We start from the raw sequence: 13,057 nt of genomic DNA on the forward strand, positions 1-13,057 counted from the left end.
TGCTGGGTATTTATCTGGCACTGCGCTCTCCCTTGCTGGAAACCCATATCTGGCCACGCCTGCAGCCGCTGATTGCTGAACAGACAGGTTTTAACGTTCAGCTGCAGCGCTTGAGAGTTGATCTACTGCGCTCTATCCAGCTAGAAGGCATCAGTGTTTCGCAGCAGAACACCGATTGTAGTGATTTCAACCTGACACTGGCACAAGTGCAGCTGGATTTTAAACTCCTGCCACTGCTGCAAAAACACCTTCATATCAACCAGCTGCTTGTTAAAGATCTGGAGATGAACGGTTGTTTGATGCTGGATCTGGATCAACAGGCAACCACTGACCCAGCAGACTCTCCACCCACCGATTTACAACAACCTCTGGCTCAATTGACCCAACTGCTGGAAGATCCGCCCCTGAGTTTGGATATCCACAATTTGCAGCTGGATAACATCCTGATTGACCTTGAGATACGCGAACGCCAGCAACAACTGCTTGCCCATTGGACGGGTGAGGTCAATCTGAGTGCTGAGTCTTATTGGAACGATAACGGTATAAAAGCACAAATCACCTCAAAGGTGGATTCAGCTCAACCCCTGCAACTACAACTTGTTCAGCAGGATCAGTTACAACTGGCAGCTTTAATCCAGTTACAGCTGGGTATTGATCTGGTTCTGCAACGGGATAACCATCACTGGCAGCTGGATCTGCAGCCCTTGCAACTGGATCTTGATCTGCAACAAGTACAGCTGGATCTGCAACAACCCGGCCAGTCCTTGCAGCTGCACTGGCCGGATTACCAATTAAGGCTTCTGGGTGGCATGCATACCAGGCTGCCGGCTACTGACGCTACAAGCTGGCCGCTGCAACTGCACTGGCAAATACACAGCCAGCTACCCACTGCCGGATTGGTGTTTAATGCCGATGACCTGCAACTGGATACCCAGCTGCAACATCAGTTAAACACCACCCTCTCCGGTGAAATTAACCTGCTGGATCTTCTGCTGGATCAACTATTGCTGGACGTGGCGTTATTACAGCGTCTGGATGAAGTGCAACTGCAACTGGCTGATGAGCAGTATCAAATTGGACAAACAGAGCTTCAACTGAATGCCCTCAGTCAGCCACTCAGTAAAGAAGGCACCCTGGATGCCGATCTCCAACTGACGGTTAAACAGCTACAAAGTCAGCTGAGCGACCAGCCGCTGGATATTAAACAACAGTTACAACTCCAGCTGCAGCAGGATCTTTCCAGCGCCCAACTGCTGGCTCAACTGCAGCTGAATCAACTGGATCTGCTGGATTTAAAACTACAGCTGGAAAACCTGCCACAACAGCTCAGCCTGATGCCTCAACTACAGCTCAATTTGCCGACAAAACTGGCAGGGATTTTTCCTGCAGCAGAACCTTTATTACAACTGGGTGATCTCAAACTGGATCTGGAAGGACAGACAAGAGTTCAACATCAACAAAATCTGATTGAAGCCCTTGCCAGCAATGAGCTGGTTGCACAACTCAGCAACCAGTATCAGCTGCAAATCAGCCAGTTGCCCGGTACAGCAGTGGATCAAGGACTAGTATTGCAGCACCCCTTGGATATCAACCTGCAACTACACAGCCCCTACCCGGCTATCCAGCCAGATATCAAACTGAGTGTGCAAAGTGGTGGTGTGCAATACCCGCCCTTGTTGCAACCTCTGCCATTTAACCTGCAACTGGCAACATTACTGAATGGGGCACTGACACAGCTGACCACCGATCTTCAGCTAGCGTTGAACAACCAGCCTTTGATTGACTGGCAACTGACCCTGGATGATCAGCCCCAGAAATTATCACTGGATAGTCGCCTGAATCTTAACCTGAATCCGGAGTTAAAAGATTACCTTGCTGAACTGGCACCACTTGATCCGCTGGGCAGGTTACAACTGAACAAACACCTTGAGCTGACCCTGTTACACCCAGCAACCAGCGTGCAAACACTGGATTTTACTCAGCAGCCAGATATACAGGCTGAATGGATCCTGAATACCACTGGCAAGGGTATACCTGCTTTCAAGGTTGAAGACACTGACTCAGTCAGTATCAATCTTGATGCTTTGATTTTCCCCCTGCACCTGAGCGGCCAGGCTCGTTTGCTGGATAATGGCACTAACCTTGCTCTGCAGAACCTGTGGTTAAAATCCGGGAATGGTTGGCTGGAGCAGCAACTTCACGGACAACTGGCTTTGGATGGACAAACAGCTCAGATCAGTGGCAATACTCGGATCACACCAAACAAAGACCTGTTGGATGGACTGGATATAGCCACCAGTGGCCATCTGCAGCTGCCTTGGCGTATCACCTTGGTGGATGGTGAAATTTTCTCCTTGAACGCCACTGCAGACTTTCATGATCTATCTTTACAACTGTATGATTTTTCAGTGGAAGGACTGAATGGACAGATAAAACTGGATCAGGAATTATTACTGACCCCGGATGGTGATATTGCCTTCCGTTACCTGCTGACTCCAGAAGCCTTCCAGCGTGTTGACTTTAACCGTATGGAACCCTATCTGGGTGAATCCCGTGACATCAGCTTTAAACAATTAAAAATTGGTGAGCTATCCATCGGGCCACTTCATGCCACCCTGCCCATCCAGCAGAATCTGTTCAGACTGCAACAATTTAATCTGGGATTATTTGATGGTGACATGACCGGACAATTTTATCTGGATGCCACACCGGGAGCCTGGCGTATCGGGCTGCTCAGTCGCATCACACGCCTGGATTTACGCCAACTGCTGCCTGTTACACGAGTCGGTGGTTATGCCCCGGTCAGTGCCCGCACAGCCATCGAGTTTGATTTGAACCAACGGCTGCTGGAAGGGCGTATTGATATTACCGACATCAATCGTACCCAACTGTTGCAGCTCCTGGATATCATCGACCCGGATCATCTTGACCCCCAGATGAATACCGTACGCTCCGCACTGCGACTGGCCCATCCTCGCTGGATCAGTGCGGAAATGGAGTACGGACGGATGCATCTGACCTTTGGTCTGTCACTTTTTGCTGAACCCCTGCGAGTACGTGGACTCCCTCTCAGTCAGATTATTGAACGTTTCGGAGAAGAAACGCTGATCCTGACAGATCAACTACCACTGGAGAAATAAACATGCTTTTACGTTTACTGATAACTGGAGTACTTCTGGGTAACCTAACCGGTTGTGGTGGTTGGTTAAGCTCTATGGTGCCGGATGTTTATCTGGTTGATCGTCAGACTGTTATGGAGGCCGATGCAGCAGGTGAATGGCCGCAGTTGGAACAGCGCCTGCGCCAGCAATTGCATAATGGCCCTCTGCCTTATGCTGGGCTGGATGAAAACCTTGATCAGCAGCCCGGTTTTCAGGTTCTCAATGCTGAATACCCGCTATCTTCCAGTCAACGCTAAACCCAGGAAATCACCATGCCCAGGATAAAAATAACCCTAGGACTGCTATTGGGTGCCAGCCTGTTACCGGGTAGCCCGCTACAAGCCAATCCAACCGATTGGCGCAACAACAGGGTATTACCGCTGGAAAGAGTCACTGTAGGCCCATCAGACAATTATCAGGCTCGAATGAATACAGCTACGAGGCAGCTGGTTTATACCCGTAGCCAGAACCTTATCTCAGCCATCTGGTTGCAACAGCTGGATATTGGCACAGGACGACCCCTGCTTCCTGCTGATCACGACAGCAAAGATCCAGCCATCTCACCTGATGGTCAACAGCTGGCGATGACCCTGTTCCGCTTTGATGCCCCCGGTGACATTTGTATTCAGCCACTGCCAGAAGGCACCTTAAGCTGCCTGCAACAACCCGGAAGCAGGGAATGGTCACCCTTCTGGATCAACAATCAGCAACTGGGTTACCTGCAAACCCATCCTTTGACTCGTCAGACTGAATTAAAAATCCATCACATCAGCAGCAAGCAGGACACCAGTCTGCTGCAAGGTAATATTTCGGCACCCGCAGCCAGCAGTGATGGCCAGTGGCTGGTTTATCATCGTCGTGACACTGCGGCAACAACCGGCTTGTACCTCTACAACCTGCATCAACAACAGGAGCTGGGTCCACTGCAGTTCGATCTACCCGGCATCAGCAGCCATGCCCGTATCGACAGCCAGACGGGTATGCTTTATTTCAGTCATTACATGAATGACACCAGCGCAGACCAGCAGATTGATGCAGAAGACCACAGCGTTATATTCCGCCTGCCACTGCAGCAGGCACTGGACTTGAACAAGACCTCACTGCCTGAACAGCTCACCTCACTTGAACACAACTGCAACTTCCCGGAGCTGACCTCTGAGCACCTTTATGTCACCTGTGCCTATGAAGGTTCACTGGATACCTACCGATTACCACTCAGCGGCCAGATTCCCAGCCATTGGCAAGCAGCAGAACTGAGTCAGGCACAGCAACATGCCAGCAGTTATCAACAGCGGCTGCTGTTGCTGAATGCGTTGCGTCTCCGCACTGAAGATAACGGTATAACTATCCTGGAGCGCCAGCTAAGCAACCATTTGTCTTTAAAAGAATTCACCGCTGCTCAATATTATGTCAATCATCTGCAGCAGGCTTACCGCAACAATCAACCAGAACTGACCGATTTTTATCTTAATCTTGACCAGCTGCTACAGCTCCTGTCACTGCATCAGCAGCAACCTCCAGGTATCCTGACGGTAGATTTCCGTCAAACCCTCGAAACCAAACAGCAGCAGCTGCAGCCCTCACCAAACCAGGGTAGTGCTCCTCTCTTTGCAGCCTGGTTTCAATACCTGCTGGGTAACCATCAGCAAGCCCGGCAGCTGCTGCCCCATCTGCAAACGGCACAACACCCGTTACAGGCCGCCTTATTGCTGGATCTTTCACTACAGCTGCACAAAGACCAGCCACAAGCCTTACGCCAGCTACTGTTACAAGCCAGCCAGTCGGAGCAATTAAATGCTGACGGACGGCTTTTTTATGCCTTCAATTGGCTGAAACACTTAACATCTGCGTTAACGCCTGCTGAACAGGAACCGATAATCCAAGCTGCACTGCAGAACACCACCGATCCAAGGGTCAACCGATTATTCCGTAATGAACTGGATTTGTTGGCTCTGGCTAAAACTCGTGATGTGGCAGAAGAACGTCAGATCTATCAACGCCTGAGCCAGGCATTAAAAGTTTCACCGGAGGATATTTTATGGCGACGTTTTGCTCATATTCGTGCCATTCAGGTAATGGGGCTGGCGGAGAAGTACGACTTCATGGAGCTGATGTCACGCCACTGGCTGACAGCAACACGCCTGACTGAACCGGGATTTGCAGCAACAGCAGAACAGTACGGCGCCATCAACCTTGCCCGGGGTTATGGCAGCCTGCAACAGGCGCAGTACAACACCGCGCTGAATACTTTTTACACCGTCACTCGCCAGACCTCTGACCCGGAGGCACTCTATCAACTGCTGCTGATTGGTTTACAGCTGGATTCCAGCCTGACAGAGCGAATGCAGCGCCTGCTGGAGCAACTGGAAGCAGAACAGCTGCTGGGTGCCAATCGTCACTATGTTGCAGCCCTACGGACAATACTGGAGCACCCTCAGCCAGATGACAAACAACTGCAACAAGCCGCTGAACAACTACAACAACATCAAGCACCGGGCATCAACCGAGGTGCTGCTGATCTGTTAACCGGCAGTATTCATCACCGCCGCTTGCGGCTATCCAGCAAGGGTTACAGCCATGACCAACAGCTTTATCAGTTAGCCCACTACCACTACATGCGGGGGCTGGATCTTGCTTACAGCAATCCACGAACCCAGGCAGCGCTGCTGGAGAACCTGGGGCAATTGCATTTCACCGTACGGAATTACGGCCTGGCTGCTGATTTTTTTGCCCAGCGCCTGCAGTTTCCTTTTTTACAACCAGAGGATGAAATCTGGCTCCGCTGGCGTTATGCCCGGGCGCTTTATTACAGTAACCGCATGGCAACTGCAGCGGATCAAGCCATGCTTGCCCAACAGCTAGGTGAGCGCCTGAAAACTCCTCAACAACCGGCGTTGCTCGAAAGATCTGCTTTTTATGCCCTGCAGGCCGGACGTTATGAACAGTCCATCCAGGCCTATCAACAACTGTTACAGCAGCAAACTCTGGAACCCGTTAATCAAACCCGTGCTCGATTCAGCTTGGCTTATGCCCTGCTCAAACAAGGACAGCAACAGGCTGCCAAACAGCTCTACCAGCAAGTTTTGCAGGATCTACCCGACCTTGGTGCTGGATCAACCACAGCAGACCGCCTACTGGCATTTCAGCCGCGCAGACTGGAACTGCAAAGTTACGGTTTTCTTGCCCAACTGGCTGAGCAACCGGAGGAACGGCTGAAGTGGCAACAACAACGCCTTGCGCTGTTGCAACAAATGAAATCAGACGATTTGCGTTACGGCTTTGATGAACAAGGGCGTTTATCCCAGCTGATCCAAACCCGCCTGCAACTGGCAGTAACTCAGGAAGAGCTGCAACAGCAGCCTGATATGGTAATCAACCTACAGCAGACTCTGAATGTTCTGCTGGAATGGCAAAACAACGGCAGCAGCCTTGCCAGCCAACCGGTACTACAAAGCCTTTATAACTATCTGCAACTCGCTGCGGACTACCCACAGGCATTCAGTGAAGAACCCAAAACACTAAAACCTCTGCTACAGGCAGTACAAAGCGAGCTAACTGTTGAACCCTTCACTCCGCCAACCAATCAGGCACAACAGCTGAAACTGCAGCTGCTGCTGGAGCATTATCATTTCCGCAGAGGGGAGCAGGACATCACTGAGTTAAAACAAAAGCTACAGACACTGCAGAGTGATGAACGCTGGACAGGTTTAGTGGATTCAAGGCCGGATTTGTATTTGGAGCTGGAAGAACTGGCTGCGGGTATTCTGTCCCGCAGTGTGAATTAGTCTTGTAAAAAAAAGAGAGGAGTTAACCCAGCACCCAACCGGAGCTGATCAGGGTTTCGTGATGTTCGTAATATTTGGGCGGTTCAAGATCACACTTATTCAGCAGAATTAATCCTTCCTGAATATCAGACAACTCCAGATAACCTTCACTGCCATTAATGTGCCGCAGGTGAATACGCTGACCCTGCTGTACAGGAAACAACTGATTCTCAAAAGCGGTGCGGGTGGCGTTCACTTCTTCATAACTCCAGCCTGTTGCGGCAAGGCTAAAGGTGAATACGGGTTGATGTAAACTACTCATCGGAATACTCCTTTTGTTTTTGTTCTGGAGTTTTTATAGGCCGTTCCTGGCTCTGAGTCCCGCTGCAGCGCAACAACCAGCGGGTTTAATGAGCGGGTGTTTGACTCAGATCAAATATCGGCCAGTTTTTTTTCAGCCAACTGACTCAGCAATTTTGCATCCAGCAGGTTCAGCAGTTGCTGTTGATACCATGCCAAGGCTCTAAGCGGAGAAAACTCCAGGCGGGTCGCCAATATCGGTGGTAAAGGATGGATATTCTCAATCTGTAGCTCAACCAGATCCATCTCTCCTGTCAGTCCCAGTAACCAGTCCCGATCCACACCTTGCAACTTCAGCCACTGGTCTGGCTGGCAAGCGGACTGACCCAACAGCACAGAAAAATCCATCACTTGGCTGCCCTGTGGCAGCGACTGGATACGTCCACGTCCGCGCACAGCACTGGATTCAATACCATAAAGCTGTCCAGCCCAGGTGAAGATCACCACGGGTAACAGACGACTCATCCCTGCCCTCTTTGCCAGGCAGTAAACAATTTATCCAGATCCAGCACCGCCACAGCCAGACCACGGAACTCCAGCAATCCGTCAACAAAAGGTCGTAAACTCTCCGGCAGGGTCTCCGGTGTGGCTTGTATCTGGCTTTGAGGTACATCCACCACATCAATCAACTGATCCACTCTCAGACCACTGTGCATACCCGCACCCGCACCCAGCAAAATCGAGGCGGAGGGCGTTTTTTTCACCTCCTGATTGCCAGCAAGGTTCAGCAGGGTGTGTAACCGGATCACTGATTCAATGTCCCCCCGGACATTCATAACCCCCTCCACTGAGGCAGGCATACCCGGAACAAAAAATACCGGCTCATTGCCAGGCAGCACTTCTCGTATCGCAGCACCAACAAAAGCAAAAGAGTGTTCACCCAGCTTAAAAATCACCAGCTTGACGGTCGGTTCTTCGACATCAACGATGTCATCATCTCTGAACTGATGCTGTGCAAGAATGGCATCCAGCTGGCTTTCACTCATGGCTCTGGGTATCCATCACAACCTGGTTACGCCCCTGGCTTTTTGCTTGATACAGGGCTTTATCCGCAGCCATACGCAGTTCTTCACCACTGCGATGACCGGGGTAATAACTGATTCCGGCACTGAAAGTGCACTTAAAGCGCTCTTTTCCGGCAGTAAAAATGATTTTGGAGAAATCCTCACGCAGCTCATTCACCAGTGAACAGGCAACATCCGGTGTCAGGTTTTTTAACAAGAGTGCAAACTCCTCACCACCATAACGCCCCATCACATCGGTGGTACGCAGGCGATGTTTGAGTACACGCGACAAGGCAACAATCACCTGATCTCCTGCCATATGCCCATAGGTGTCGTTAACATCCTTAAACTTATCCAGATCCAGCATCACCATTGCCAGCGTTTCCTGCTGACGAACGGCTGTCGCCAGCGAGCTTTCCAGCAGCTCGGTGGTGGTGGTGTGATTGTATAGGCCGGTCAAACCATCTCGCGCCATCAGACTACGCAGGGTGCGCATCCGCTCAGCACGCAAGGCCACAGCAGCAACAAGTTCTTCCGGGATCACCGGTTTGGTGATAAAACCTTCCACACCCACCTGCATGGCAGAAAACTGCTTCTGACGGTTGGTTTCACTGGACAGATAAACAATCGGTAAACCCACGTATTCCGGTAACTGGCGGATGATGCCTGCCAGCTCAGTACCGGTACAAATCGGCATATACATATCAGCCAGCACCAGATCAGGACTGAAGTTACGCAGGGCTTCGAGTATCAATGCCGGATTGTGTATCTGGTACACCAGCATTCCCGCTTCTTCCAGAATCAGGCTGTGATAAGCCGCCACTTCTGGCTCATCATCCACAATCAGAATGCGATAAGGCTCTTCTTCATACTCACCCATCAACTCATCCAGTGCAGCGGCCAGCTCCAGTGGTTTGGCAGGCTTGGTGAAATAAGCCTTACAACCAGCCTTAACAGCACTCAAACGCGCTTCAAAATCATCTCGACCGGACAACACAATGGCAGGTAAAGCCTGCCCGGTGGCATCTTTAATACTCGCCAGTTCATCGGTTCCAGCAGTACGACCGTGCGGGAAATAAACATCCATTACCACCGCATCGGGGCGCTTTCGCAGTACCGCTTCACGGAAATCGAAGGTTTCAGTGTAGTGCTCCACCTGATAACCAAAACAACGCAGCTGGTAACTCAGGTGATCCACCTGATCCGGTTCGTCGTCACAGATATAGATCAATGGTTGATCACCGGAGGCCTTGAGACGCTCTGTGTGCCCCATTTCAAAGAAAGGAGCCTCCACGGTGTGATCTTTTTCCAGATCTGTGTACACCAGAATCTGCACCTGTGAAGCCAACTGGTGAAACAGATCCTCTAGTGCATGAGGCCAGTTTGATGGAGTGCGATGATCCGGCAAATCAAGCAGCTGCTGGGTGTACTCTTCCGCCACGTCAGCAATATCAGCCAACTCGTTAAAACCAAAGGATTTACCTGTGCCTTTTAAGCTGTGAAAAGCACGATGCAGCTCTACGGCAATCACCCGATTCATCTGTGGATCTGACTTCAGCAGCCTCATTTGCTGTTGAGCTTTTTCCAGACGCGCAGGCAGCTGGCTGATAAAACTCTCTCGCAGCCGGGCTATTTTTTCCTGCAGCGTTGGCTTGTTTACACTCATCAAAGAACGTCTCCAGTGATTACAGGTTATCAGCTGCGGGTGGCCATAACCCTGGCGATTGCATCCGGAAGAGTCTCATCCAAACTGAAATCTTTCATGATGCAAGCATCCAGCCCTGGTTCCATGGCTCTTGCAACATCCGGGTCATCACCGGTCAGCAGAATAAAAGGCAAGGTATTGCCCTGCTTTTTCAGCTCACGGTAAAACTCCACCCCATTCACCAGCGGCATGTTCATGTCACTGACGATCAGCTGAACCCCTGCATGGGCATTCAGTTGCTCCATGGCAGCAACGGCATCTTCAGCCTGGATCACCTCATGACCCTGCTCTTCCAGCACCGCTGCGGTCATTTCACCAGCCAGCACATCATCGTCAACCACCAGTATCTGCATCTTGTACCTCAATATTCTTGTATTTAATCCAGCAGAACCCTTAGGGTATCAACCAGACTGTTCTGATCAAAACTACCTTTAACAATATAAGCATCTGCACCCACCTCAATACCCCGGCGACGATCACTTTCTTTTTCTCGCGAGGTGATGATGATGATTGGACGATGACGGTAACGCTCCTCCTGACGCAGGCGTGCAGTCAGGGTAAAACCATCCATCACCGGCATTTCAACATCGGTCAGTACAGCATCAAAATCTTCAGCCAGCGCTTTATTCAAGCCATCCTGACCATGTTCGGCAAGGGTGACATGATAACCCCTTGCTTCCAGTACATCCCGCTCAATTTCACGGGTATTCAGAGAGTCATCCACCACCAGCACACGCTGGCGTTGTTGATCCTGCTGCTGACCTGTTCGGCCTGTAACCGGGTCTCTTGACTTGCGTGCCATATCCATTAAGCAAGGAGCATGCAGCAAACTGACCAGTTGATTGTGTCCGCTAGTGACCATACCGGATATCAGGTTTTTATCCCGCAGATGTGGTGGCAGCTGCTTGATCACCAGATCTCGCTCATCCAGCAGGTCATCCACCACCAGCGCCAGTTTTTCGTGGTGTACCCGAACCACCAATAGTAACAAATCTTTTCTATTGTTACTCAATGTTAACATATTTTTCGCTTGAGGCAGATCAATCAGCTGATCAAGGTGCATCACCGGCACAAATTCATTACGGATGATGACGGCATTCCGATCAGCAACCTTGATCAGATCCGTCTGAGCTACACTGACCAGCTCCGACACATACTGGGCAGTAAATCCCAGTGGTTGCCCGGCCACCTTCACCAGCAGCACCCGCATCATCGCCAGCGACAAGGGTAAACGCAGCGTAAAACGGGTGCCTTCACCGGCACGGCTGTTCATACTGATCACACCCTGCAGCCCATCCACCACCGAGCGTTTCACCACATCCATACCCACACCACGACCGGAGAGTTCAGTAATCAGGCTGCTGGTGGAAAAACCCGGCAGAAAAATCATGTCCATCACATCCTGATCACTCATCTCATCCAGCTGTTCCTGTGTAACCAGCTGTTTTTTTAATGCTTTTTCGCGGATGGCCTCCAGACTGATACCAGCACCGTCATCACTGACTTCCAGCACCACCCAGCCACCATCCTGTCGTGCGGTCAATTCCAGCCGCCCCTGAGGATTTTTCCCCCTCTGCTGGCGGATTTCTGGCATCTCCACACCATGATCCAGCGCATTACGCAGCAGATGGATTACTGGGTCAGCCAACTGGTCAATCATCTGTCGATCCAGTTCGATTTCACTGCCCTGAATACGACACTCCACCTGTTTATCCATTGAACGAGCCAGATCCCTGACCAGTCGTGCTGCTGGCTCAAAGACAATACCCAGCGGCAACATACGCATTTGTAGTGCCTTGTCGTGCAACTCCTGCATCAGGCTTTCCTGCGACGTGACTGTTTCTTTGATATCACGGGAAAACTGCCGCAGGGCAGCGGGCAGGTCACCAGCCAGTTCCAGGCGGGCATGGCGCTCCAGCTGGCGGGAGCTACTCACCAACTCTCGCAGGCGGGTATGGCTGGAAACCACTTCACCCATCAGTTTGATCAGCTCTTCCAGCTTGCTGAGACGAATACGCACCGTATCCGCAGCTTTTATTGCCGGAGCAGCAGATTGGGGCTGGGCAACAACTGGCGCGGCATCCGGTTCAGAACTGGATTCAGGTGCAGCCACCGGCTCTGATTCAACACCTTGAGCAGCAGCAGTTAATGCCTGGCAGAGTGCCGTATCCGCAGCGGGCAAAACAGCTGCATCCAGATGTTCTGCCAGCTGCTCCACCATGTCTGTCAGGGCATCTACACCCTGATAAAGCAACGCCACCAGCTGAGTATTTGTGCTGACCTTGCCTTCACGTATAGCGCTGAGCAGATCTTCAAGGCTGTGAGCGGTTTCCGTAATCGGCACCAGCTTCAACATCCGTGAAGACCCTTTGAGTGTATGAGCAGAACGGAACAGGCTGTTGATCTGTTCAGCATCTGCTGCACCCTGTTCCAGGTCTGCCAGTCCACTGCTCATCTGGCTGAGGTGATCTCTGGCTTCTTCAATGAATCTCAGTACAAATTTTTTGATATCCAAAGCCATGATTAACCTTCTTTTCCTATAACCTGCTGAGCAGCCTGCTTCAGCTTCAGTAAGTTGCGCTCACTCAGAAACAAGGCATCACCGGGCGGCAGAGATGAAGGAATCCAGATACTGCCATCTCTGGCATGCTGATCCGCTGACAGGATTCTGCGGGCGGCCTGAAAGGCTTTAATGGCTGCTTCGGTATTGCCTTCTGCACGATAAAGATCACCCAGGTAATAGTGTGCTGACCAGCATTCCGGGAAGGTGTAGGTTGCCTTCTTGAACCAGTGACAAGCGTCTTCAGGTTGCTGCTGCCACCGGGCTGCCAGACCTTTCATCAACAAGGCATCCATAGACCAGGGATCAGCCTCCAGAACCTCATCCAGCAGGGTTACAGCCTGCACAAAGTCTTTACGTTGCAGCAAAATCCAGCTTTTAAGCAATTTTGCGGCATTAAGCTCATGACCTGCTGCCAGCAGGCGCTCCAGCTGTATCATGGCGCGGCTGTGTTGATCATCCCGCACCAGTTCCCGTAACTGCTGCAAATCCGGCAGATTCAG

10 protein-coding genes are annotated in these 13,057 nt (G+C 51.1%); 3 read left to right on the forward strand and 7 right to left on the reverse strand.

The annotated features are described in order from the left end of the window. The 3 genes from IBX50_RS11650 to IBX50_RS11660 all read left to right on the forward strand — a co-directional run. A partial coding sequence (locus IBX50_RS11650; RefSeq protein WP_292256041.1) for a hypothetical protein occupies positions 1 to 3,140 on the forward strand: 3,140 nt, incomplete at its 5' end. 2 nt (positions 3,141 to 3,142) lie between these two features. Beyond that, on the forward strand, positions 3,143 to 3,418 hold the full coding sequence (locus tag IBX50_RS11655) for a hypothetical protein (RefSeq protein WP_292256044.1): 276 nt from the start codon (positions 3,143 to 3,145) through the stop codon (positions 3,416 to 3,418). Between the two features lie 15 nt (positions 3,419 to 3,433). Further along, a complete protein-coding gene (locus IBX50_RS11660) occupies positions 3,434 to 6,946 on the forward strand; it encodes a hypothetical protein (protein ID WP_292256045.1) in 3,513 nt (1,170 codons plus the stop codon). A gap of 22 nt (positions 6,947 to 6,968) precedes the next feature. Here IBX50_RS11660 and IBX50_RS11665 read toward each other — a convergent pair whose 3' ends face one another. The 7 genes from IBX50_RS11665 to IBX50_RS11695 all read right to left on the reverse strand — a co-directional run. Further along, positions 6,969 to 7,247: a hypothetical protein gene (locus IBX50_RS11665; RefSeq protein WP_292256046.1), complete on the reverse strand. Its 279-nt coding sequence runs from the start codon at positions 7,245 to 7,247 to the stop codon at positions 6,969 to 6,971. 110 nt (positions 7,248 to 7,357) lie between these two features. Continuing rightward, positions 7,358 to 7,750 (reverse strand): hypothetical protein, encoded by a 393-nt coding sequence (locus IBX50_RS11670; RefSeq protein ID WP_292256048.1) that lies wholly within the window; start codon positions 7,748 to 7,750, stop codon positions 7,358 to 7,360. After that, positions 7,747 to 8,271, reverse strand: a complete 525-nt coding sequence (locus IBX50_RS11675) for a chemotaxis protein CheW (protein WP_292256049.1) — start codon at positions 8,269 to 8,271, stop codon at positions 7,747 to 7,749. The genes IBX50_RS11670 and IBX50_RS11675 overlap by 4 nt, the downstream gene beginning before the upstream one ends. Then, complete coding sequence (locus IBX50_RS11680) at positions 8,264 to 9,955, reverse strand: diguanylate cyclase (protein WP_292256050.1); 1,692 nt, start codon at positions 9,953 to 9,955, stop codon at positions 8,264 to 8,266. Before IBX50_RS11680 ends, IBX50_RS11675 begins: the two co-directional genes overlap by 8 nt. A 29-nt stretch (positions 9,956 to 9,984) precedes the next feature. Continuing rightward, entirely contained in the window at positions 9,985 to 10,347 is a 363-nt protein-coding gene (locus IBX50_RS11685; protein WP_292256052.1) for a response regulator, read from the reverse strand. A 23-nt stretch (positions 10,348 to 10,370) separates the two neighbouring features. Continuing rightward, positions 10,371 to 12,515, reverse strand: coding sequence for a response regulator (locus IBX50_RS11690; protein ID WP_292256054.1), 2,145 nt, complete (start codon positions 12,513 to 12,515; stop codon positions 10,371 to 10,373). 2 nt (positions 12,516 to 12,517) lie between these two features. After that, the coding region (locus IBX50_RS11695) for a tetratricopeptide repeat protein (protein ID WP_292256055.1) at positions 12,518 to 13,057 on the reverse strand (540 nt) is incomplete at its 5' end.

It is taken from the genome of Marinospirillum sp. (assembly GCF_014859565.1).

Excerpts from the sequence above, each read along its gene's own strand:
- IBX50_RS11655 (WP_292256044.1), top strand. The coding sequence starts at position 3,143 with ATGCTTTTACGTTTACTGATAACTGGAGTACTTCTGGGTAACCTAACC.
- IBX50_RS11660 (WP_292256045.1), top strand. The coding sequence starts at position 3,434 with ATGCCCAGGATAAAAATAACCCTAGGACTGCTATTGGGTGCCAGCCTG.
- IBX50_RS11665 (WP_292256046.1), bottom strand. The coding sequence starts at position 7,247 with ATGAGTAGTTTACATCAACCCGTATTCACCTTTAGCCTTGCCGCAACA.
- IBX50_RS11670 (WP_292256048.1), bottom strand. The coding sequence starts at position 7,750 with ATGAGTCGTCTGTTACCCGTGGTGATCTTCACCTGGGCTGGACAGCTT.
- IBX50_RS11675 (WP_292256049.1), bottom strand. The coding sequence starts at position 8,271 with ATGAGTGAAAGCCAGCTGGATGCCATTCTTGCACAGCATCAGTTCAGA.
- IBX50_RS11680 (WP_292256050.1), bottom strand. The coding sequence starts at position 9,955 with ATGAGTGTAAACAAGCCAACGCTGCAGGAAAAAATAGCCCGGCTGCGA.
- IBX50_RS11685 (WP_292256052.1), bottom strand. The coding sequence starts at position 10,347 with ATGCAGATACTGGTGGTTGACGATGATGTGCTGGCTGGTGAAATGACC.
- IBX50_RS11690 (WP_292256054.1), bottom strand. The coding sequence starts at position 12,515 with ATGGCTTTGGATATCAAAAAATTTGTACTGAGATTCATTGAAGAAGCC.